Origin of the sequence: Citrobacter amalonaticus, from assembly GCF_002918555.1 — a bacterium.
Taxonomy (GTDB): domain Bacteria; phylum Pseudomonadota; class Gammaproteobacteria; order Enterobacterales; family Enterobacteriaceae; genus Citrobacter_C; species Citrobacter_C amalonaticus_A.
The window spans coordinates 1,003,059-1,026,022 of sequence record NZ_PQMB01000002.1 but is presented as its reverse complement, the minus strand read 5'-3'; the positions used below and the strand labels follow the sequence as shown (position 1 = coordinate 1,026,022).

Here is a 22,964-nt window from a genome sequence, read left to right as displayed (position 1 = left end):
ACCGCATCTGGTGGCGGGCCTGTATCAGGTTAAAAGTGCACAAACATCGGAAATATTTTTGCACTTAATTAACTCTTGCCCGGATAAGTTAATGCCGAATTCAGCGTTAATATTTTCTCTTATCTCTTTCAGGTGGCAAAGCTTTAACCCCATAGTGATAAATGGTACATCCTCATGCCATTCTGGTCGTGCAGGTTGTTTCAGTGCGGCACAGTAAATCTCCAGTATTTTTTGTTCTCTGCCAGAATGGGCGTTGCAGATAAGCGCCGTAGCAGAAGGAGAAGGGGACGATTGAGGAGATGTTTGCGCTAACTCTGCGCGCAGCGCATGACGATCGATCTTACCGTTAGTCGAAAGTGGAAACGCCTTTTTAACGATAAAGCGCCCGGGTATGTGTGTGCATGGTAAATAACGTTGAGCGAAAGCGCGTAGCTCTGCTGCGCCTGGCGTTATATCTCCCTGAACCAGATAGACGGCACCGAGTGACTTTTCGCGGAAATCCTCTGTGGCATAATCAATAATGACAATATCTTTTATGGCAGGATGCTGGCGAAGTACGTCTTCAATCTCAGGCAATGAGACTCGCACACCGCGAATTTTTACGTAGCCGTTGATGCGGGTTGAAAACATGATTGTCCCGTCTGGTCGATAGAAACCGATATCGCCGGTCCGGAAAGCACGAATCTTTTCCCCCTCAGGCGTAATGAGATCCACAAAATCATGCTGTACGAGCCTGGCCTCTTCCAGATATCCGCAGGCAAGGTTGATACCGGCAGTATGAATTCGCCCAGCCACGCCACACGGGCAATGCTCGCCGCTGTCGTGGCAAATGAAATATTGATTCCCCGCGAGTGGCTGGCCGTAAGGGATTTGTGCAATATCCTCCGGCACGATCTCATGCCAGATACTCCAGATTGTGGTTTCCGTGGGGCCACCCAGTGAAACCAGGCGTGGAGAGGATTCAACCGCCCGGAGTCGTTGAATCGTCGAAGGTTTTATATAATCGCCGCCCTGGGCAATCAGCCGCAGCGAGCGGAGTTGCTCTGGTTCTGCACAGTCCAACAGCATTTCGAGGATTGCCGGTACCGAACACCAGAGCGTAACGCGGTGCTGTTCCACCAGGCGACTCCAGGCGATCGCATCTTTTTCCTGTTGCTCTGCGGGGATCACCAGCGTTGCTCCGACGCTCATTGCGGCAAACAGATCAAAAACAGACATATCGTGATGCAAAGGCGTAACGGAAATAAAAACATCGCGCTCGCCGATCTGCCAGTGGTTGATGGTCTGACCCAGCACGTTAGCTGTTGCCCGGTTGTTCAGTACCACGCATTTCGGTTTGCCGGTCGTACCCGAGGTATAGAGGTAATAAGACGGCAAATCGCTTGCGCTTTGGCTGACGAGCGGGGGAGGGGAATCATTTGTCGATGCCAGCGCCTGTGGCGTAACGCTCCCGGCAATACCCGTATTCTCCAGACTGATGACCAAATCGGGACGGCAATTGTTGAGTAGATAGCGAGTCCTTTCGGGAGGAGAGTTGATGTCCAGCGGCACACGTATAAGCCCTGTAAGGGCGCAGGCCAATGAAATAATAATATGTTCAGGGCTTCGCGGGAGATAAATTGCAACAACGCTACCTGGCGTCAGCTGGCGTTCAGCCAGTCCGTTCGCCACGCTGGCAACCTGTTCACCTAACTGTTTCCAGCTCCAGCGCCTGTTACCGCATATCAGGGCGGTACCTTCCCGTTCGCCGGAGTAGAGATGATGGGCAATATTCCTCAGAAAATCATATTCAGTCGCTGCGGGTACATCGGCGTTCACCTGATAATGTGGATAAGAAAGCGCTTCCCTGACCGGGGTGTTGAGTACGCCCCGGGCAGCAATCTGTTGCATCCGCCGGACAATGGCGTCCAGCACGGCCCGTATCAGTTCTGCCCCGAGCGCTTGTTCGACATAGTCTGCCACCAGCAGTAAGCCACCTTTACCATCAGGCATCAGGCGAATATCCAGAGCCACTTGCGGCGTCTGCGTCAGGCCATCCTCTTCTTGTACGGATCCGTTGTCAGAGACGGTTTCCCAGGCCATGCAATTGGTTAAGATTATCGGTAACGCCGGTTGGCTGGCGTTTCGGGGAGATAACTGACGCGCCAGATCGACGCCAGACCAGGCGAGGTGTTGCAATCCGTTGAGAATATCAGCCTGCAGGCGCTGCGCATTTTCTTCCAGTTCACCTTCTCGTTGATAACGGATGACAATAAATGTTGACTGGTTGAAAGGCTGTTCTTCGTGTGATGGAAATGCCGTCGGTACGCCAACAAGGACCGTTTCATCGTCAGCCCAGAGCGCCAGCGTATCCAGAACAAGGGTTGAAAGTACGGTGTTGGAAAACAGCCCGTGGGATGCGCCGAGGCGTGAGAGTTTTTTCAGCGTACCCGCTTCCACATTTCTGCTCTCTCTGCGCCATTCAGGCCGCGCAATTTCACCGAGTGGCGTCAGCCAGGGCAAGCGTGATGGCGTCACTGCCCCGTGGAGTTTCTCTCTCCACCAGTTTTTTGCTTCTTCACGCGTGGTGGCATGCTCAAGTGATTCGGTTGTCGGGGGGCGAGCCGCCCTGGCATCCAGAGGTTGTTCATCGAAAAGCCGCGCAGTAATGCGTGAAATACCCTGACCATCCAGGATCAGCGCATCAAAGCTTGTGAATACGAGATATTCACTGCCACCCGGTAGGGCGATCAGAATGATTTTCCATGGTGGTAAAGAGGGATCATGACACATCTGCTGGTAACGGTGTTTGAGGTGTTCAATCTGTTGTTCTGCATCACCGGTACTGTATGACGTCAAATCCACCTGCTCCAGCCGCGGCTCGAGTGTTGGCAGCACGAATTGTTGTTGTTTTTCAACGTCAATGACGGTGCGTAACGCCGCAAAATGGTTGACCAGCTCCGCTACACGTCGGCAAAAGCGCTGCGGGTCGAGTCGTCCGCGAAATGTTCTGAAATCGTGCATCGCCACGCCGCCAAGCGGCCAATGTTCGCTTCTTCCTGACAGATATGCCAGCTGTAGCGGTGATAAGGATCTTGCCATTCTCTCCTCCCCTGGTATTGCATCATGTTTTACCTGTGTCCGGTGTGAAAGCCATTGTGAAACCGGATGGTGGATATCCTGCGGAAACTGCGCCAGACGCCTGGTGAGCGAATGAAAACAGGTAAACATTCCGGTTAACTGCCCCGGCATGAAGGCGTCAGCACGAACATCCCAGTTGATCAAAATTTCGTCTTCATACCAGGCAACCTGCGCATCCAGGGCAACCTGGGGGCCTTGCGAAATAACCCATGTTAAGGCTCCGAGCTGTTTCTTCACGCGCTGCGTAAATAATGAGCCGCCGTGGATACCAAATCCTGCCGTGAAAACAATGGGGGAATATTGCAGGTTACCGTTGAGACGAGAGAGATCGCGCATGATGCTTATGCCTGAATAATTGCCATGGCTGATAAGTTCATGGAGCTGCGTCATTGTACGTTCGGCGTGCTGAAGCAGAGATATTTCAGGTCTGAGTTCACCACTAAACAGGAGTAAATCTGAGAAGTCGCCAACGATCTTACGCACATTAGGCACGGTCGGATCGCGGAAAAAAGTGGGCACGTTGATGCGCAGTGAAGGTTGAGAGAGACCTTTACTTATCGCCAGGGTGAAAAGCGATAAAAACAGCGCGCTCAGGGTCAGATGATGCTGACGGGCGCAGATGTTTAGTGCCTTACTGGTTTCGCCATCAAGCAGGACAGCCATTCTGCGGCTTTGACACGGCTTTTCCGTCGACGGAATTCGCGGGGCAGGGGGAAGGGTGGATAAACGAGACTGCCACCAAAGGCGATCGCGTGTTCTGAGCTTCAGTAACTGCCGATCGTGAATATGCTGATTAAGGTAATCAAACCACTCAACCTTCATCTCAGGGGAGGGGGTGAGCGAGGGTGTTTCATAAAATCGGGCAAGATCTTCTACAACGATTCGAAAGGATTCGGCATCAGCAGCAATCATATCTATATCGATATGCAACCGGCTTTTTCCGTCAGGGAGTAACGACAGGCTGAATTCACAGGGATAACCCTGGTCGCGTAATACCTGCTGATTTTCCATGCGATGGCGTTTTTCTGCCAGCCGGGTGTTTATTTCATCAGCGGTGTACTGGCGAAAATCATCGACTCCGGCCTGCGGATAATCCTTCATGACGCGCTGTTGCCCGTCATCGTTGACATGCAAACGAAGCATGGGATGCAGGGCACAGAGCGCGCTCACAGCGTGCTGAAAGCGAAGGCTGTCGATCATAAAACCGTCAAATTCTGCATATAAATGTGCGGCAACGCCGCCTAATGCCTGTGCTGATTGCCTTCCGACCCATGAGGCCGCTTGCATTGGAGTTAATGATTTCATTGGGTATATCTATCCTGATTCAGCCAACGGAAACGACATGAATATATAGCAGACCCAATGCGAATGAAAATGATAATTATTATTCTTAACATTGATGTTTTACGGAAGGCCAGGTTATGATGCGCTGGTTTACATTGGGTTATTTGCTGACCAAAGACATCTAACCCCGATCTGGAGAGAGGCAAAAGGGAGCTGGCATACGATGAGACGTTGTTGGGAAAAACGCCCCAGATTTATGGTGGGCATATTATTTCTGCTCGGATCCGTTGTCTTTTCTAATCAATGCGTTGCACAGGAATGGCCGAGAGTGTTTCACAATGCAGATGGATCTGTTACCTCAATTTCTAAACAGCCGAAGCGGATACTTTCTACGGCAGTCAGTGTTACCGGGACATTGCTGGCTATCGATGCTCCTGTGGTTGCCAGTGCGACAGCGGTCAATGGTCAGTTTTTTGGACAATGGCAGGATGTGGCGAAAGCGAAAAAAGTGGCGAGCGTGTGGCCCGCAGGCAGCGTGGACCTGGAACAAGCCTGGGCCGTCGATCCGGATTTAATCGTTGTATCCATCAATGGCGCTGACTCTGCCCGGGCGCAGTTGACTGACTTACAGGCGATTGCCCCGGTTATTATCGTCAATTACGGAAACCTGACATGGCAGGATCTGGCGCGTCAATTGGGGGATGCTCTGGGGCTTGAGAAACAAGCCGCCGCAAGGATTGAAGGTTTTGACGCACGGGTCGCCAGTACCAGAACACAGATTCGCCTGCCGGCAGGGCAAACGAATATTATCAATTTCAATGGTCCGGGGACCGTCAATCCGGTATCGACGCCTGAAAGCGTTCATGCGCGCTTACTGCAATCTTTAGGTTTCACCATTGAGGCTCCCAATCCCGCCTGGCAAAGTCATCTCACCCGCTCAGCCGATTTTATTTGGGTTGAATATGAAAACCTGACGCAGCTGAAGGCTGAAACCACGTTCCTCCTGAGCGCGGGTGATGTACGTATCAACGAGTTTATCAACGATCCTCTGTTGCGACGGCTACCTTCAGCTCAGAAACGCCAGGTATACAGTCTGGGGCCGCATGCTTTCAGGGTTGATTACTTCAGCGCAAGCGAAATGATAACGGAGATTCTTCGTCATTTCTCAGCGGATAAGCAGCCTCCCGATGCGGTGCAGGAGGGGCGTTGACATGTTCCCTCAGTGCCCGGAAGGGACGATGCGCCGTACAGGACTTGGTTTTGGTTTCCTTCTCCTGGCCATACTTGGCTTTTCCAGCCTCTGGTTTGGTTCCCGGCCCATCTCCCCAGCGGTAATTTGGCAGGCGTTAATACATTTTGATCCGCAAGATAGCGAACATTTGTTGATAAGGCATTTGCGACTTCCGCGTACGTTGCTGGCAATGGTTACCGGCGCGGCGCTTGGCGGTGCGGGCGTGATTATGCAAACGCTAACCCGTAATCCTCTGGCCGATCCCGGATTGTTAGGGGTCAATGCCGGTGCGACGTTGGCGATCGTGCTGGCCATTGCATTCTGCAATATCACCAGCGTGGGCAGCTATATGTGGTTTGGCGTCGCAGGGGCCGGGGTTATCAGTATTCTTGTTTTTATAATCGGCGGCCTCAACGGTGATAATCCCATTCGCATTGTATTGGCTGGCGCGGCGTTAACGATTGTTCTGCTCAGTCTGACGCAGCTGGTGATTCTCAATAGTGATTCTGATGCTTTCGATCGTTTTCGTCATTGGGTGACGGGGTCGTTACAGGGACGCGGATTCGACGTGTTAATGCCGGTTTCTATGTTGATTTCGATCGGCATGGCTTTGGCGCTGGCGGGCGGCAGGATGCTGGATGTCGCGGCGTTAGGCCCGGACGCTGGACGTGCGCTGGGCATCAATCCGCATGTGCTGACTGGTTTCTCCGCCTTAATCATAGTGATTCTGGCGGGGGCCGCAACGGCGGCTGCCGGACCGATTGGATTTGTCGGTCTCACTGCTCCCCATTTTGCGCGGGCTATTGTCGGTTCCGGGCACCGTCTGCTGCTCCCGTGGGCGATGATCTTCTCAGCCGTTCTGGTGCTGACAGCAGATATTCTGGGACGCATTATTGGGCACCCCGGTGAGATCAGCGTCGGTATTATGGCCGCGTTAATTGGCGGACCCTTTTTCGTGCTGTTGGTTAAGCGTTGGCAGGGAGAGCGCGTATGAGCCAAAGAGCGGGATGGGTTTGTCTTACCCTGGCGGCGTTACTTTGTCTGGGAGGCATCTGGGCGTTAATGGTGGGACGCTTCATGCTACCCGTTGAGTCTGTCCTGCAGGCTTTGATGGGGGAGGCTAATCCCACGGCGCAAAAAATTGTCACCATGATACGTTTACCCCGCGTATTAACGGCCATTCTGGTGGGGTTTGCACTAGGTGTCTCTGGCTCCATTTTTCAATCCGTATCGAAAAATGTACTGGGATCGCCGGATATTATCGGATTCACCACTGGTGCGGCGACGGGAGCCATTGTCCAGATCATATTATTTAGCGGTAATCCCGTCGCTATCGTGCTTTCGGCAATGGCTGGCGGGCTGGTAACGGCATTACTGGTCTATTGTCTGGCTCGTCATTATGGTGTGGTGAAAGGCAACCGCCTGGTGCTTATGGGGATTGGGGTGGGGGCCGTACTCAGCGCGCTGAATGCCTTGCTGCTGGTCAAGGGCGACATTGATAATGCGGTCACGGCAACGCTGTGGCTCGCCGGGACGACGCAGGGGCGCAGTTGGTATCACGTCGCGCCTGTTGCTTGCAGCCTCCTGGTACTCATTCCTGTCATCATGGTTCATACCAGGGCGATAAATATGATAGCCATGGGCGATGACATTGCCAGTCAGCTTGGGGTGCGCGTTGAGCGGACGCGAAGAACGGTGACATTTTGCGCCGTCACTTTGGCGGCGGTGGCAACCAGTGCGGCTGGGCCGATCGCATTCATTGCGCTGATTGCGCCGCAACTGGCTTTACGTTTAACGAAAACATCAGGGATCCCAGTGATAAGTGCCGGACTGGCAGGAAGCTGTTTGCTTCTGGGGGCCGATCTGATGACGCAAATTCAACCTCTGGCATTAACCCTTCCGGTTGGCTTAATGACCGGAATTATCGGTGGTGTTTATTTACTTATTCTACTATTGCGAACGCCTTCTTATTAACGCGCAGGCAATCGTATTTTTCAGGCATGAAGGATGTGTCCGAAATGGCAAAAGGCAACAGATAATAAGGCCGTCAGGCTGCTAATAAAGCAATGTGTTCTTTGTCGCTCAATCTAAAAAAAATTAGTGCGCAATTCTGGGAAAGGAGAAAACAATGAGCGAACTAAAGAGTGATAAAGTACCAACAAAATTATTAAAGCACAGACAACACGGTATCCCGAATACATGTCGCATCTCTTCCATTATTTTGGGCTTATATGTTTTCGCTGCGGGGGATGTGATGGCCGCGGAGGAGATCACAAAACGAAATGCCCGCGAAGAGAATACCGATCCGGATACTATTATTGTCACTGGCGAAAAAGTGGCACGCACCATTTATGATACCAGCGCCAGTGTGGAGGTTTTCGATGAGTCGCGTATTCGTGCGATGCCTGGCGCTTCCCAGGTCTCCGATTTGTTAAAAATGACGGCCAATGTGCTGGATACCGGTATTGGCAACGATCTGCCTACGGTTCGTGGTATTGATGGCTCAGGCCCTGCCAATGGGGCGAACGCCTTCCTGAACGGGACTCGCCCGCGGCTGAATCTTTCTCTGGACGGTCGTTCATTAACATACAACGAACTGGCTTTTGGTCCGCAATCTTTATGGGATATGGAGCGGGTTGAGGTTTATCGCGGGCCGCAAAGTTATATCCAGGGAAGGAATGCGGTAGCGGGTGCGATTGTCATGAGCAGTAAGGATCCAACGTTTGACTGGGAGTCATCCGTGAAGGCGGGGGGCGGAAATCAGAGTTCCACCGTTGCGTCAGCCATGCTATCGGGACCGATTATAGAAGAACAACTGGCGTTTCGTCTTAGTGCCGACCGCCAGCGTCGCGATAGCTTCGTGAATTTAATTTCTTACGAACCGGTGGGCGATCCGCGTGAGGTGGAGGCAACGAATCTCCGTGGCAAATTATTATTCAACCCGGCAGGGATTCGTGAACTGACGACCAGACTGACCGTTAATCATTTTGACAGTCGGGCGCCGCAGAATGAAACGCTGAGTCCGGCAAACCATACCAGCCCACGCTTTGATAAACGCCGTCCCGTTTTTGAGACAACGTCTACCAGCGGTATCTGGGATATTGCCTGGGAATCCTCGGAAAGAATGCGTTTTGAAAATAAATTTATTTACACCGACTTTGATAATCATCGTCTTACGGTAAAAACATTACCCTGGGCGGATATCAATGGTAAGGAAGTTCAGACTGAGCCTTTGGCGCGTTTTGGCACAAAAGGCGATCGTTTCCAGGGGTTGCTTGGGGGCCGTTATTTCCACGCTTCGCAGGATGAGTTTGTCAACCTGCTCGGCGGCAGTCAGTTTAAGGATAAAACCGAAACGTGGTCGGCATTTGGTGAAGTGACCTGGGCTGTCAGTCCGCATGTTGATATTACTGCCGCCAGCCGCGTCGAACGGGAACACCGTCAGCGTAAAGGGGGGAGTGCGCGGAAGGTGGATTTCGATGAAACCTGGGATGTTTTTCTGCCAAAGCTGGACGTTGCGTGGAAACCACTCTCCCAACAGACATATGGTGTGAAGGTCTCAAGGGGTTATAACGCGGGTGGTGCGGGAATGACCTTTGTCGCACCGTTAATCAATTATACTTACGACCCTGAATATGTCTGGAACTATGAGCTTTATAGCCGTCACGGTATTAAGGATTGGGATCTCGAATTAACCACTAACCTCTTTTACAACGACTATAAGGATATGCAGTTACCGTATTATCTGAATTCCAGTAGCAACTCAATGGTCATCAGAAATGCGGATAAAGTCGAAACCTATGGGGCTGAATTTGGCGCAATCTGGAAACCGACGCTTGATTTCGAATTAAATAGTGCCGTCGGGGTGTTAAAAACGAAGATCAAAAAATTCTCCAGTAGTGGAATTGACGGACATGAATTACCGCGTGCGCCTTCATTGACCGCAAACCTGGGGGCAAAATATATGTTAATGCCAGGACTGGAATTGAGCGGCGACGTTCGTTTTACCGATACTTATTATTCTCAATACGATAATGATTCACGTGGTGAAATCCCTTCTTCATGGATAGCAAATATGCAGCTGGCTTATACCTTCACGCATGGGCGGGTGAGCGTGTTTGCCCAGAACCTGTTTGATTCAGATAAAAGAATTATGGTCATCGATAACGATGTGTCGACAGCGGTACTTCAGCGTCCGCGTCTGGTTGGTGTTGCGGTGCAGCTGGATTTCTGAGGTAGCAAACAGACGATGTTGGGGGGAGAAGGCTCTCCCCCTTGAATTCATCAAGACACCCGGTGAAATGGGGCAAATGCCTGAGAGGAAAACATGAGTACGATTTTCAACCCGTCCACCCGGCAAAACCCGGAAAAGGCCAGCGAATTTGAAGAGCAGATCTGGTTGGAGCATCAACAGCAGCTGCATGGAGAAGGACAGCAGGCTTTCGCCTGGAAGCTTGATAACCGTGTGGACACCGGCCGCTTAGTCAATGCACTGAATCAGGCACTGGGATTACTCTGCGGGGCGAACAGAATATATGACTATGATGATGAGTCAGGATTGTTGTGTCGCCCAATACCCGCCCCGCCTGTGGTGGCAGTGCAGTCTGTTCTGCATACACAGCAGGCGAGAGATGCATTACTGAAGGAAAAAGAGACGCCCATCGATTTAGCGCAAATGGCGCCGCTCCGTTTCAGGTTATTTATCGGCGAGCAGAATGGCATATTTGGAATGATTATCCACGATATCTTATCGGCCTCGCTGGATTTACAGACCATTTTGCAGACTGTCAGCGCGCTATACCAGAAACAATCTTGTCCGCCACATGCTGCCGTGGCGATATCTCAAAGACTATCACCGCCCGCCGACGCGCGCATACTGGCGCACTGCGGGAGCCTGTCCGAACGCTATTCTGGTGGGCAATCGTCAGGCGCTAATCTCAGCGCCACTTTGCCCGCCAGTGAGGGGGATGATGAGATTGCCGCACTCGCGGTCTGGGCCGCAAAATTTGCTTTAACGTTAAGTGAGAGGGTTGAAAATGCGCGGGTGACGCTCTGTTTTGCGGGCGATCGGCTGCAAAGTACAACAATTGCACCGTTGACTCTGGCCTGTGAAGGGAAACCGATCGCCGGGCTTGCCCGTCAGATCCAACGCCATTTACAGGGGAATGAGATGTTATCCGCTACGGCGGAAGAGGGGGTTTCTTTACTGATCCAATGGAGGCGTGCGCGTCTGCCTGAATTACGTCTGGATGACGCGGTGTGCCCTTCATTATGGTTACCGCCGGGCCATACCCGCTGGCCTTTGGTCGTGACATTTTCTGATCCTGCACAGATTGACATCATTGCCGGAGCGCAACTGGCGGGTTGGGTTGGCGAATATTTATTGTTTAAAAGTCTTGGTTTGCAGACCACTGATTTTTACCCGGCGACATCCCGGGCGGCAACGACACTCTGTCCCCCTTCAGAGCCGACAATTCAGCAACGGATCCTTGACGCCTTCAGGGAAGCACTGGCAATGCCGGAGATGGGGGAAAACGATGATTTCTTTGACTGTGGCGGGCACTCCCTCATCGCGACGCGTATTATTGGACGTTTAAAAAGCCAGCATCGCATTGAGATCAATATTAACGATCTCTTCAGTCATCCTTGTGCGGCACAGCTGGCGATGTGGGCACGCATAGATGCGCCACAACCCGCCGTATCGACAACGGAAAACAGATACGCTAACCCTCTTCAGGCACCGCTCTCTCTGGCACAAAAATCATTATGGAAAATCTATAAGGCGCTGGGATTCAGCGAAGCCTTTAATATCCCCTTTGCCCTGCGTTTTCTTGACTCTGTTAATGAAGAGATTTTCCGCCAGGCTTTTAGCGATATTCTGGTGCGTCATTCGGCTCTACGAAGTGTGTTTGTTGATATTGCCGGTGAGATTTATCAGCAGGTTATTCCGCCCGAAATGCTTTCCCAATATGACTGGTTCTGGTTCTCCAATGAGCAGGGCGCGGTGCCGCTTGAAACAGCCCTGAAGCGGGCCGCGGAATATCATTTTGAACTCGATAATGAGCTTCCCATTCGCATTACCTTCCTGAAGGATGAAAATAACGGGCAGCAGGTTGTGTCGCTGTTATTCCACCATATTGTTCTGGATGAGTGGTCGGTGAATATCCTGATGGATGAGCTTGCCCAGGCGGTGGCAAGTCGTTCAGCGGGACTTGCTCCGGTCTGGCAGCAATTGCCCGTGCCGTTCCATGCCTTTGCCTTGCAGCAGAATGAAGAGGGGCTGAATGATCATCACCTTCATTTCTGGCTCGAGCGCTTACGTGGTGTGACGCCCGCAAGATCCATTTTCGCCTCAAAACAGGAGACGAGGGAAACGTCAGATACCCGAGGTGGCTGGGTGGAATTTAAGGTTGAGCGAGCGGTTTCTAAAGGACTCTACCAGCTGGCGAAACGGCAAGGCGCATCGCTGTTTAACGTTGTCTATGGCGGTATTGCGGCCGCGCTTCATTTACTGGGAGGAATGAAAGAACTGGTGATCGGAACCTCAGCCTCTGGACGAAATGACGCACAATTCTTTGATACTATTGGCTATTTCACCACAGTAGTCGCCCATCGCATTATTTTCGACAACGTTCCTGGGCTGAATGCTCTGATTAACGATGTGAAACGACAAATTAATGACTCGATGCCCTATACCGATATACCGATCGATCGGGTGGAAGAGGCCCTTTTCGGCGACGGCCTGGCTCAGGACAGCCATATGTTTGAAGTTTTCATTCAAATCCATGCCAAAAATAAGCTCAATGGCGCATTTAACCTTGCCGACGGACGCGGTGTGCGTTTCCGTCAAGTTGATCCGGAAAAAACAGAGTCGGTGCTCGGATTACAGTTTGAGGTTATGGAAGAACAGGTTGCCGGGGAGTCTGACGTTCGCGTCATGATGAGCTACCGCGCCGATCGCTACTCTCCCGATCAGGTTGAGCAGATCACCAGAACGACACAACAGGTCTTTACGGCGATGGCGAGCGCTGCTGGCGGTCCAGACATCAGTATTGACTCGTTACGCGCAGCCACAGGCATCACCGGACAATAAGGACAAGAGACGCTTATGAAACAGTTGGATTCAACGCAAATTCAGCTCAGTGACATTGAACGGATATACCCGTCGACAACGGTCGTGGAACTGGTCTATAGCGACTCACAGCAGGCTTTGTTTGTGAGCGCGCCAGACTGGCAGGATGAATCACAATCCCGCGTGTTGCGTATAAACCCGCAAACGCTGGCAGTGGAAGCGGAGATTGCTCTGGCGGCAAAAGGGTTCGGTGTCGCGCTGGATGATACCCGCGGTCTGCTGTATCTCACTCAAGGTTTTAATGGTTCGGTCGCTGTTGTTGATATCACACAAAATCGGCTCATCGCGACCATTCCCCTTATGGAGTCGGTGGTCTTTGAGCAACGTTATCAGGAGGAAGGGATCTCCGGTGAGCGCCTGGCATTCCTGATGCGTGAGCTGGCTCGTTTTGGCGTTAGCGAAGGATATCCCTGGAAATTACGCGAGCTGGTTTTTGATCCGCTGAGCGAGCGGCTTTTTTTACCGGGGCTGGGGCTGGGTATCAACAGCGTCTTATTGGTTATCGACACCCGGGAGCGCAAACTTGAAAAAGTCATTCCGGGCTTCGGGTATAACGTCGTGGGGATTACGCTGGATAGTGACGGAAGGCGAATATTTATCTCGAATATGCAGGGACAACTGTTCGTCGTCGATCCGGACAAACTGGAGATCGTCTGCTGTCATGAGGTGGCCGTCGATCAATTGTTAAATATGGTCTACGACCCCCGGCATAACCGTCTGATTGGCGTAGACCAGGGGATCGACCGTAGTGACTGGCGGAACAATCATCTTGAGCGAGAATACGTGCCGCGGAGTCAGGGACATGAAGTGTTTATCCTGAATGCGGATACCGCTGAAATCATAGCCCGGATGACGACGGATGAAATTCCAATTGGTCTGGCGTGGGATGGCGAACGGGAACGGCTGTATGTCGCTAATCGCAGGGGAATTCGGGTTGATAAGGGAGAGGGGACGCTGACCGTATTTGATACCGTCAGCTACACGCTGCTACAGAGATTACCGTTGTATCCTCATCCCAACAGTTTCGCCTTCGATACGGATAAAAAACAGTTATTTATCACGGTGAAGAATGACGAAACGCTGATTCGCGATAAGCATCCCGAGTGTGTGGCCCGCCTACGCCTGCCCGATGTGATGAGCGCGCAATAATCGAAAATAAGACAAAGCCAGCAGACTCAGAAATTCAATGTTTCTGTTTCTGCTGGCTTTCTGTCGTGCAGGCAGGATGCGCGCTCAGCGAAGGCCGCCAAAAATGTACTGCAAAATCGTGCCAGGCTTAAGAAGGATGTTCAGGCAACGTCAGAATAAAACGCGTAGCGTGGGCATCTGAGGTTACCGCTACTTTTCCCTGATGCGCGGTGACAATGGATTTAACGATTGCCAGCCCGATACCACTCCCTTCACCTTTACGCTGTCTGGCGGGATCTACCCGATAGAACCGGTCAAAAAGGCGCGGTAAATGCTGCGGCGGAACGGGAACGCCAGGATTCTCAACAATAATATATACCTGCTGATCTGCCTCTTTTATCCGAACGGTGATGGACTCTCCTTTTGGCGTATAGCGCATGGCATTAGAGAGTAAATTGCTTAACGCCCTGCGCAACATACCGGGGTCGCCGGAAACCCGGCACGGCTCCCCCTCAAAACGTAAACCAATTTCCCGTTCTTCCGCCAGCGCTTCAAAAAAATCGAACACTTTGCTGATTTCATCGGCCAGATTTAACGTTTTTTTCTCCGGGATCAGCTGATTATTGTCCGCCTGGGCGAGGAACAGCATATCGCTGACCATTTTTGCCATATGGCTGAACTCTTCCAGGTTGGAGTAGAGCACCTCTTCCAGCTCTTTCTGGCTGCGCGGCTGGCTAAGGACAATTTCTGTTTGCGTCACCAGATTGGTGATGGGGGTGCGGATCTCATGGGCGATATCGGCGGAAAAGTTTGCCTGGCGGGTAAAGACATCCTCAATTCGTTCCAGCATGTGGTTAAACGAGGTCACCAGACGTTCCAGCTCGATCGGCACTGTCCGGGGATCTAACCGCACATCCAGATCCTTCGACGTAATATTTTGAATACGCCGACTGACGCTGCGAATCGGTTCATGGCCTTTATAAACGGCAAACAAAACGATGAACACGATCAGCATACTGATGATGGAGGCGGTCATGATCAGCTTATTTTTCAAATCGTTAATATAGTGAAGATGAAAATCTATCGACAGCGCCATGTAGAGGGTATAGGCCGATTTACCGTCCGTCAGCTGACCAACCGGCAGGCGGATCATACGCCAGGTGGAAGGCGAACCATGCTCCGCCATTGCCATTCTCAGACCGGAGATCAGATATACGTCCCCGTTACGGGCGTTTTTATCCGGCGTTGCCGTCGCGAGAAACTGTCGCAGGTCCGGCACGCCCGGTGAGTGATATATCGTCTGCTGATGGGCATCTTCCAGGGAGATAATGACATTGGAATAGCCCGCGACCACGTTCTTTACGATCTCCAGACGGCGGGATTCCGGCTCATTGGGCTGGTTAAGAATGCGTTCAAGGGTGGTACCGATCTCCCGCAGGTCGTTAATATCCTGCTCGGCAAAGTGTACTTTTACTGACTGGATCATGATCCAGGCGAAAGCCAGAAACGAGGCAATAGTGGCGAGGCTGATAAAAAAGGTCAGGCGCGTCGCCAGCGAAAAGGGGCGCTGAAAACGTTTACTGCTCATCCGGTACCTCAAGCACGTAGCCGACGCCACGTACGGTCTGGATCAGCTTTGGTTCAAAATCGTTATCAATTTTGCCGCGCAGCCTTTTGACGGCCACATCTATGGCGTTCGTGTCGCTGTCGAAATTCATATCCCACACCTGGGAGGCGATCAGTGAGCGGGGCAGGACTTCGCCCTGATGACGCAGAAAAAACTCCAGCAGGGTAAACTCTTTGCTGGTCAGGGTGATGCGCGTACCGCTGCGGGTCACCTTGCGGCTCACCAGGTCGACCATTAAATCTGCAACCTGAAACTGGCTTTCGGCAATTACTGTCGCCCCCCGGCGCAGCAGCGTTCTGACCCGCGCCAGCAGTTCGGCGAAGGCGAACGGTTTTACCAGATAATCATCTGCTCCCATTTCCAGTCCCTTAACCCGATGCTCAATGGTCCCCAGCGCTGTCAGCAGCAGAATTGGCATGCCTTTATTGGCGGCACGCAGCATACGAACGATGTCCCAGCCGTTCACGTCCGGCAGCATAATATCGAGGATGAGAAGATCGTAATCACTGGTCATCGCCAGATGATAGCCGTTGAGACCGTTATCGGCTAAATCGACCACGAAGCCAGCTTCCGTCAGCCCTTTGGTCAGATATTCACCGGTTTTTTTCTCGTCTTCAACAATCAACAGCTTCATCACGTCCTCCTTTTGTGCGGCTCTCAATTCTAGAGTAGCGAGATCGGATAGCAATCGCTTATTGGCAAAATGACAGCTTTGTCATTTTCCTGTCATGACCTGAACAGAGAGCGCCTGGTAAAGTTTACGCCATAAAACTCATACGTAAATCAGGGGTATTACAGAGCGTCTATGTGCAAAATAAAGCTTCTTACGCTCAGCGTGATGTTTGTTTTGAGCGGCTGTTCCCTGACACCCGACTACCAGCGCCCGGCGCTACCGGTACCGCAACAGTTTTCCCTGAGTCAAAACCGGCTGGTTGCCACCCCGACAGGGTACCAGGACAGCGGCTGGCAGCACTTTTTCGTTGATGAGCAGGTGAAAACGCTGATTGATGAAGCATTACGTAACAACCGCGACCTGCGTATGGCTGCGTTAAAGGTGCAGGAGGCGAGGGCGCAGTATCGTGTGACCGACGCTGACCGTTATCCACAGCTGAATGCTGAAAGCAGCGGCAACTGGAGCGGTAAATTAAAAGAGGATACCCGCACCCGCCGGGAATATGAGGCCGGTCTGAACCTGAGCTTCGATCTCGATTTCTTCGGCAAGCTCAGGAGTATGAGTGAAGCCGATCGACAGAACTATTTCGCCAGCGAAGAGGCGCGGCGGGCGGTGCATATCCTGCTTATCTCTAATGTTTCGCAAAGCTACTTCAATCAGCGGCTGGCGTATGCACAGCTGCAAATTGCCCGGGAAACGCTGCAAAACTATGAGCGTTCTTACGCGCTAGTGGAAAAACAGCTGGTAACCGGAAGTAGCAATGTGCTGGCGCTGGAGCAGGCGCGAGGCGTCATTGAAAGTACCCGCAGCGACATTGCAAAACGCGAAGGGGAGCTGGCTCAGGCCAATAATGCCCTGCAACTGTTATTGGGAACCTATGGTAAATTGCCGGACGATCGGGTCGCCAGCCGTGGCGATATTCAGGGCGTGGCGCTTCCCCCCTCGCTCTCTTCGCAAATTTTGTTGCAGCGTCCGGATATTCTGGAGGCGGAACACGCGTTGATGGCGGCGAACGCCAATATTGGCGCGGCGCGTGCGGCGTTTTTCCCCTCGATAACGCTGACCAGTGGGCTTTCCGGCACCAGCAGCGATCTCTCAAATTTATTTAATGCAGCGAGTGGCATGTGGAATTTCATTCCCAGGGTGGAATTGCCCATTTTTAATGCCGGTCGCAATCAGTCCAGCCTCGCCCTGGCGGAGATTCGTCAGCAGCAGTCGGTGGTGAATTACGAGCAGAAGATTCAGAACGCCTTCAAAGAGGTGGCTGATGCGCTGGCGCTGCGTCAAAGTCTGGCCGATCAGATTGCGGGTCAGGAACGTTATCTGGCTTCACTGCAAATTACCCTGCAACGCGCCAGAGCGCTCTATCAGAATGGTGTGGTCAGCTATATCGACGTGCTGGATGCGGAACGCTCACTATTTTCTACCCGCCAGGCATTGCTTGATCTCAATTATGCCAGACAGGTTAACGAAATTACGCTATTTACCGCGCTCGGCGGTGGCTGGGTGAAATAAACTTTTTTCTTTCAGGAGAATGAATAATGAGAAATGTATTAAAAATGGCTATTTTCGCGGGGCTTGCTGCCGGGGTATTTACTGTCCAGGCTGCTGAACACCATCATGGTGAAATGATGAATGCGATGCCAGCCGCAGAGCAGAGTCAGGTTATTAACGCGACGGGCGTGATTAAAGCCATTGATATGGAAAATAAAAAAATCACTATCGAGCATGAGCCCATCCCGGCGATGAACTGGCCGGCGATGACGATGCGATTTACGATAACGCCGCAAACGCAGCAGGGCGATATTAAGCCGGGCGACAAAGTCACATTTCATTTTATCCAGCAGGGAAATCTCTCTTTATTACAGGATATTCAGAGCCAGTAACTCTTTTCGTCAATTTTAACGCCGGGCATTATTTCATGAAAAATATCGCGCTTATTATCGGCAGCATGGTCGTGGGCGGAATTATCGCAGTGGGGGGCTATGTCGGATTTGTGGCTCACTCTCCGGCAGGGGAGATACCACCGGCGAAAAAAGAGGCCCGTCACGTTCTGTTCTGGTACGACCCCATGTATCCGAATACACGCTTCGATAAACCGGGCAAATCGCCGTTTATGGATATGGATCTGGTGCCGAAATATGCCGATGAAGAGAGTGAAGGGACGAGCGCGGCAGGCGTGCGTATCGATCCGACCCAGGCGCAGAATTTGGGTGTTAAAACGGACCGGGTTCGTCGCGGGCCGCTTGCTTACGCACAAACTTTTCCGGCTAACGTGAGCTACAACGAGTATCAGTTTTTCATTGTCCAGGCCCGTTCAGCCGGCTTTATCGATAAGGTCTGGCCGCTAACCGTAGGGGACAAGGTTAAAAAAGGGACGCCGCTTATCGATCTCACCATCCCTGACTGGGTTGAAGCGCAGAGTGAATATCTGTTGCTGAAGGAGACAGGAGGCACCGCAACCCAGGTTGAGGGGATTCTGGAGCGTCTGCGGCTGGCCGGAATGCCGGAAGAGGATATTCGCCGCCTTGTCAGTACCCGCAAAATACAGACCCGTTTCACCCTTAAAGCCCCCATTGATGGCGTTATCACCGCCTTCGATCTGCGTGCCGGGATGAATATCGCAAAAGACAGCGTGGTGGCGAAAATTCAGGGGATGGATCCGGTATGGATCGTCGCGGCCGTTCCGGAGTCTGTCGCCTGGCTGATTAAGGATGCCTCGCAGTTCGCCATTACCGTTCCCGCACGCCCGGATAAAGGTTTCACCCTTCGCCAGTGGCGCATTCTGCCAGGGGTGGATGCTGCCACCCGAACGGTGCAGATACGTCTGGAGGTGGATAACCCTGATGAAGCGCTCAAACCGGGGATGAATGCGTATCTCAGGCTGAACACCGAAAGCGAGCCGATGCTGCTTATTCCATCGAAAGCGCTGATTGATACTGGCCATGAACAGCGGGTCATCACGGTGGACGATGAGGGGCGTTTTGTGCCGAAGCTTGTATCCGTCTTCCAGGAGTCTCAGGGGATGACGGCCATCCGTTCCGGTCTGGCGGAAGGTGAAAAGGTTGTTTCCAGTGGTCTGTTTCTGATTGATTCTGAAGCCAATATTTCTGGCGCACTGGATCGGATGCGCTCAACGCCGCCTTCGGTGACGCCCGATCGCGCCGCCCACTCGCACTGAGGAAATCGCAAATGATTGAATGGATTATTCGCCGCTCGGTTGCGAATCGGTTTCTGGTGGTTATGGGGGCGCTGTTCCTCAGCATCTGGGGAACGTGGACTATCATCAACACGCCGGTTGATGCGCTGCCCGACCTTTCTGACGTCCAAGTGATTGTCAAAACCCGCTATCCGGGGCAGGCGCCACAGATTGTGGAAAATCAGGTCACTTATCCGTTGACCACCACCATGCTGTCAGTCCCTGGCGCAAAAACGGTGCGCGGGTTTTCACAATTTGGTGATTCTTACGTGTACGTCATTTTTGAAGATGGCACCGATCCATACTGGGCGCGTTCGCGCGTTCTTGAATACCTCAACCAGGTACAGGGCAGGCTACCGGCTGGGGTCAGCGCGGAGATGGGACCTGATGCCACTGGCGTGGGGTGGATTTTTGAGTACGCCCTGGTGGACCGTAGCGGTAAGCACGATCTTGCAGAGCTGCGTTCGTTACAGGACTGGTTTCTGAAATATGAGTTAAAAACGATCCCCAACGTGGCGGAAGTTGCCTCGGTTGGCGGTGTGGTGAAAGAGTATCAGGTGGTCATCGATCCGATGAAGCTCACCCAATACGGCATCAGTCTGGCGGAGGTGAAGTCGGCACTGGACAGCTCTAACCAGGAGGCGGGGGGATCGTCTGTTGAGCTCTCTGAGGCAGAATATATGGTCCGCGCCAGTGGCTATCTGCAATCCCAGGATGACTTCAATCATATTGTTCTGAAGTCAGGGGAAAGTGGCGTGCCGGTTTATCTGCGCGATGTCGCCAGGGTGCAGCTGGGCCCGGAGATGCGGCGCGGCATTGCCGAGCTTAATGGCGAAGGCGAGGTTGCGGGCGGGGTGGTGATCCTGCGTTCGGGGAAAAACGCGCGGGAAGTGATCTCTGCTGTAAAAAGTAAACTGGAAACGCTAAAGAGCAGCCTGCCGGAAGGCGTGGAAATAGTGACAACATACGATCGCAGTCAGCTCATCGATCGCGCCATTGACAATCTCAGCGATAAATTGCTGGAGGAATTTATCGTGGTGGCGCTGGTTTGCGCGCTGTTCTTGTGGCACGTGCGTTCTGCGCTGGTGGCGATTATTTCCCTGCCGCTGGGGCTGTGTATTGCGTTTATCGTCATGCACTTCCAGGGGCTGAATGCCAATATCATGTCCCTCGGCGGGATCGCCATTGCGGTAGGGGCGATGGTGGACGCCGCCATCGTGATGATTGAAAACGCCCATAAGCGTCTGGAGGAGTGGGAGCATCAGCATCCGGCTGAAAAGCTGGATAACGAAACCCGCTGGCAGGTCATCACCAACGCCTCGGTAGAGGTGGGACCGGCGCTGTTCATCAGCCTGCTGATTATCACCCTCTCTTTTATCCCGATTTTTACGCTGGAAGGGCAGGAAGGGCGTCTGTTTGGCCCGCTGGCTTTCACGAAAACCTATGCCATGGCAGGTGCTGCGCTTCTGGCCATCGTGGTGATCCCCATTCTGATGGGGTACTGGATCCGCGGTAAAATTCCGGCGGAAAGCAGCAACCCGCTGAACCGCTTTTTGATCCGTATTTACCATCCGCTGTTGTTGAAAGTGCTGCGCTGGCCGAAGACCACGCTGCTGGTGGCGGCGCTCTCTATCCTGACGGTCGTCTGGCCGCTGAGTAAGGTCGGCGGCGAGTTTTTACCACAGATTAATGAGGGCGATTTGTTGTACATGCCTTCCACGCTGCCGGGGATTTCCGCTGCGGAAGCGGCGAGTATGCTCCAGAAAACGGACAAGCTGATTATGACCGTGCCGGAAGTTGCCAGAGTGTTTGGTAAGACCGGTAAAGCGGAGACGGCGACAGATTCGGCACCGCTGGAGATGGTGGAGACGACCATTGCGCTTAAACCGCAGGATCAGTGGCGTCCGGGAATGACGATGGACAAGATTGTCGCCGAACTGGACAAAACCGTTCGTCTGCCGGGGCTGGCAAACCTGTGGGTACCGCCGATTCGTAACCGGATCGATATGCTCTCCACCGGTGTCAAAAGCCCCATTGGCATTAAGGTGTCAGGGAATGTGCCGGGCGATATCGACGCGATGGCAGAGCAGATTGAAGAGGTCGCCAGAACCGTTCCGGGCATCGCTTCCGCACTGGCGGAGCGGCTCGAGGGGGGACGTTATCTCAACATTGACATTAACCGGGAAAAAGCGGCCCGTTACGGGATGACCGTTGGCGATGTGCAGCTGTTTATCACTTCTGCGGTCGGCGGTGCCATGGTGGGGGAAACGGTTGAAGGAATTGCACGCTATCCCATCAATCTGCGCTACCCGCAGAGCTATCGTGATAGCCCTCAGGCACTGCGCCAGCTGCCGATTCTGACGCCGTTGAAGCAGCAGATCACGCTGGGGGATGTGGCGGAAGTGAAGGTGGTTGCCGGTCCATCAATGTTAAAAACGGAAAATGCCCGCCCTGCCAGTTGGATCTACATTGACGCCCGCGACCGTGACATGGTGTCGGTGGTTAACGATCTGAAAAAAGCGATTGCTGAACAGGTTCAACTGAAGCCCGGCACCAGCGTGACGTTTTCGGGGCAGTTTGAACTTCTTGAGCGGGCAAACCATAAGCTTAAGCTAATGGTGCCGATGACGCTGATGATTATATTTGTTTTGCTGTACCTGGCATTTCGCCGCGTGGGAGAAGCGCTGCTGATCGTTACCAGCGTCCCGTTCGCCCTGGTGGGCGGCATCTGGTTCCTCTACTGGATGGGATTTCATTTATCGGTGGCGACCGGAACGGGGTTTATCGCGCTGGCGGGCGTTGCTGCTGAGTTTGGCGTCGTGATGCTGATGTATCTGCGTCATGCCATTGAAGCTGAACCCACGCTGGAAAATACGCAGACCTTTACTGTGCAAAAGCTCGATGAGGCGTTATATCACGGCGCGGTGCTACGGGTGCGGCCAAAGGCCATGACCGTGGCGGTGATTATCGCGGGTTTGCTGCCTGTTTTATGGGGAACCGGAGCAGGCTCGGAGGTGATGAGCCGCATTGCGGCGCCGATGATTGGTGGAATGATCACAGCGCCGTTACTGTCGCTGTTCATCATTCCTGCGGCCTATAAGCTGATGTGGTTGCACAGGCATCGATAGTCGGGGGGGCGGGTATTCACCAGGACAAAGGTGTATTCGCCCGGACCTGATCTGACGGTCAGCCTGAGCTGTGGGTTAAACGAATTTATCGTTTTAAAACCAGCATCGATCATTCTTTTGCAGGCATGTATCCATTCGTTTTCATCTGAATAATAAAGAACGAGCAAATCTTCCTCAGTTTGCAAAGGTTGCACGGGATGGTTATGACAACAAGTGAATTCTGTATGCCAGCTTAAACCCTCTCGCCCTGACATCATTCCATTGAAACCGTCATATCGTTGAATTCAGCCATTTTGTGCAGGCCCAGCCCCTGGCGGTACATCAGAACAGTTCGTTCAGGATTGGTGACCGGTCTGGCAATACGCATATGAGTAAACATTTAAGGTTATCCTGGAGAAGATACGGCTTGAATGTTGAGATCCACCTTGAGTTTATACGCAGC

13 protein-coding genes and 1 pseudogene are annotated in these 22,964 nt (G+C 52.6%); 10 read left to right on the top strand and 4 right to left on the bottom strand.

Annotation, left to right across the window (positions count from 1 at the left end; genetic code table 11):
* Nucleotides 1-24: 24 nt before the first annotated feature.
* Complete coding sequence (locus C3432_RS10415) at nt 25-4,425, bottom strand: amino acid adenylation domain-containing protein (protein ID WP_103776526.1); 4,401 nt, start codon at nt 4,423-4,425, stop codon at nt 25-27.
* Nucleotides 4,426-4,627: 202 nt separating this feature from the next.
* Here C3432_RS10415 and fepB point away from each other — a divergent pair, with 202 nt between their 5' ends.
* From fepB to C3432_RS10385, 6 genes are all read left to right on the top strand, one after another.
* Entirely contained in the window at nt 4,628-5,614 is a 987-nt protein-coding gene (gene fepB / locus C3432_RS10410) for a Fe2+-enterobactin ABC transporter substrate-binding protein (protein ID WP_103776525.1), read from the top strand.
* Nucleotide 5,615: 1 nt separating this feature from the next.
* Nucleotides 5,616-6,629 carry a FecCD family ABC transporter permease gene (locus C3432_RS10405; protein ID WP_103776524.1) on the top strand — a complete coding sequence of 338 codons (1,014 nt, stop codon included), beginning with the start codon at nt 5,616-5,618 and terminating at the stop codon, nt 6,627-6,629.
* A complete protein-coding gene (locus C3432_RS10400; protein WP_103776523.1) occupies nt 6,626-7,609 on the top strand; it encodes a FecCD family ABC transporter permease in 984 nt (327 codons plus the stop codon). Before C3432_RS10405 ends, C3432_RS10400 begins: the two co-directional genes overlap by 4 nt.
* A 154-nt stretch (nt 7,610-7,763) precedes the next feature.
* Nucleotides 7,764-9,869 (top strand): TonB-dependent receptor, encoded by a 2,106-nt coding sequence (locus tag C3432_RS10395; protein ID WP_103776522.1) that lies wholly within the window; start codon nt 7,764-7,766, stop codon nt 9,867-9,869.
* A gap of 93 nt (nt 9,870-9,962) precedes the next feature.
* Nucleotides 9,963-12,728: a condensation domain-containing protein gene (locus tag C3432_RS10390; RefSeq protein ID WP_103776521.1), complete on the top strand. Its 2,766-nt coding sequence runs from the start codon at nt 9,963-9,965 to the stop codon at nt 12,726-12,728.
* A gap of 15 nt (nt 12,729-12,743) precedes the next feature.
* Nucleotides 12,744-13,916, top strand: coding sequence for a YncE family protein (locus C3432_RS10385; RefSeq protein ID WP_103776520.1), 1,173 nt, complete (start codon nt 12,744-12,746; stop codon nt 13,914-13,916).
* Between the two features lie 127 nt (nt 13,917-14,043).
* Here the strand turns inward: C3432_RS10385 and C3432_RS10380 are convergent, their stop codons facing one another.
* Both C3432_RS10380 and cusR read right to left on the bottom strand, forming a co-directional pair.
* Nucleotides 14,044-15,483 carry a Cu(+)/Ag(+) sensor histidine kinase gene (locus C3432_RS10380; protein ID WP_103776519.1) on the bottom strand — a complete coding sequence of 480 codons (1,440 nt, stop codon included), beginning with the start codon at nt 15,481-15,483 and terminating at the stop codon, nt 14,044-14,046.
* The gene (gene cusR, locus C3432_RS10375; protein ID WP_103776518.1) at nt 15,473-16,156 is read right to left on the bottom strand and encodes a copper response regulator transcription factor CusR; all 684 of its coding nucleotides are present in this window, start codon (nt 16,154-16,156) and stop codon (nt 15,473-15,475) included. The genes C3432_RS10380 and cusR overlap by 11 nt, the downstream gene beginning before the upstream one ends.
* Before the next feature lie 171 nt (nt 16,157-16,327).
* On the opposite strand from cusR, the gene C3432_RS10370 reads away from it, so the two are divergent.
* The 4 genes from C3432_RS10370 to C3432_RS10355 are packed head-to-tail and all read left to right on the top strand — an operon-like array spanning nt 16,328 to nt 22,522.
* On the top strand, nt 16,328-17,710 hold the full coding sequence (locus C3432_RS10370; RefSeq protein ID WP_103776517.1) for an efflux transporter outer membrane subunit: 1,383 nt from the start codon (nt 16,328-16,330) through the stop codon (nt 17,708-17,710).
* A 26-nt stretch (nt 17,711-17,736) separates the two neighbouring features.
* Complete coding sequence (cusF, locus tag C3432_RS10365; protein WP_103776516.1) at nt 17,737-18,081, top strand: cation efflux system protein CusF; 345 nt, start codon at nt 17,737-17,739, stop codon at nt 18,079-18,081.
* A gap of 35 nt (nt 18,082-18,116) precedes the next feature.
* On the top strand, nt 18,117-19,376 hold the full coding sequence (locus tag C3432_RS10360) for an efflux RND transporter periplasmic adaptor subunit (protein ID WP_103776515.1): 1,260 nt from the start codon (nt 18,117-18,119) through the stop codon (nt 19,374-19,376).
* An 11-nt stretch (nt 19,377-19,387) separates the two neighbouring features.
* Entirely contained in the window at nt 19,388-22,522 is a 3,135-nt protein-coding gene (locus C3432_RS10355; protein WP_103776514.1) for a CusA/CzcA family heavy metal efflux RND transporter, read from the top strand.
* On the opposite strand, the pseudogene C3432_RS10350 reads toward C3432_RS10355, so the two are convergent.
* A pseudogene (locus tag C3432_RS10350) lies at nt 22,489-22,901 on the bottom strand (VOC family protein). The gene C3432_RS10355 and the pseudogene C3432_RS10350 overlap by 34 nt on opposite strands.
* Nucleotides 22,902-22,964 lie beyond the last annotated feature (63 nt).

Bases quoted from the DNA above. Each gene is read 5' to 3' on its own strand.
- cusF (WP_103776516.1), top strand. From the start codon at position 17,737: ATGAGAAATGTATTAAAAATGGCTATTTTCGCGGGGCTTGCTGCCGGG.
- C3432_RS10380 (WP_103776519.1), bottom strand. From the start codon at position 15,483: ATGAGCAGTAAACGTTTTCAGCGCCCCTTTTCGCTGGCGACGCGCCTG.
- cusR (WP_103776518.1), bottom strand. From the start codon at position 16,156: ATGAAGCTGTTGATTGTTGAAGACGAGAAAAAAACCGGTGAATATCTG.
- C3432_RS10415 (WP_103776526.1), bottom strand. From the start codon at position 4,425: ATGAAATCATTAACTCCAATGCAAGCGGCCTCATGGGTCGGAAGGCAA.
- C3432_RS10355 (WP_103776514.1), top strand. From the start codon at position 19,388: ATGATTGAATGGATTATTCGCCGCTCGGTTGCGAATCGGTTTCTGGTG.
- C3432_RS10385 (WP_103776520.1), top strand. From the start codon at position 12,744: ATGAAACAGTTGGATTCAACGCAAATTCAGCTCAGTGACATTGAACGG.
- C3432_RS10400 (WP_103776523.1), top strand. From the start codon at position 6,626: ATGAGCCAAAGAGCGGGATGGGTTTGTCTTACCCTGGCGGCGTTACTT.
- fepB (WP_103776525.1), top strand. From the start codon at position 4,628: ATGAGACGTTGTTGGGAAAAACGCCCCAGATTTATGGTGGGCATATTA.
- C3432_RS10405 (WP_103776524.1), top strand. From the start codon at position 5,616: ATGTTCCCTCAGTGCCCGGAAGGGACGATGCGCCGTACAGGACTTGGT.
- C3432_RS10390 (WP_103776521.1), top strand. From the start codon at position 9,963: ATGAGTACGATTTTCAACCCGTCCACCCGGCAAAACCCGGAAAAGGCC.
- C3432_RS10370 (WP_103776517.1), top strand. From the start codon at position 16,328: ATGTGCAAAATAAAGCTTCTTACGCTCAGCGTGATGTTTGTTTTGAGC.
- C3432_RS10395 (WP_103776522.1), top strand. From the start codon at position 7,764: ATGAGCGAACTAAAGAGTGATAAAGTACCAACAAAATTATTAAAGCAC.
- C3432_RS10360 (WP_103776515.1), top strand. From the start codon at position 18,117: ATGAAAAATATCGCGCTTATTATCGGCAGCATGGTCGTGGGCGGAATT.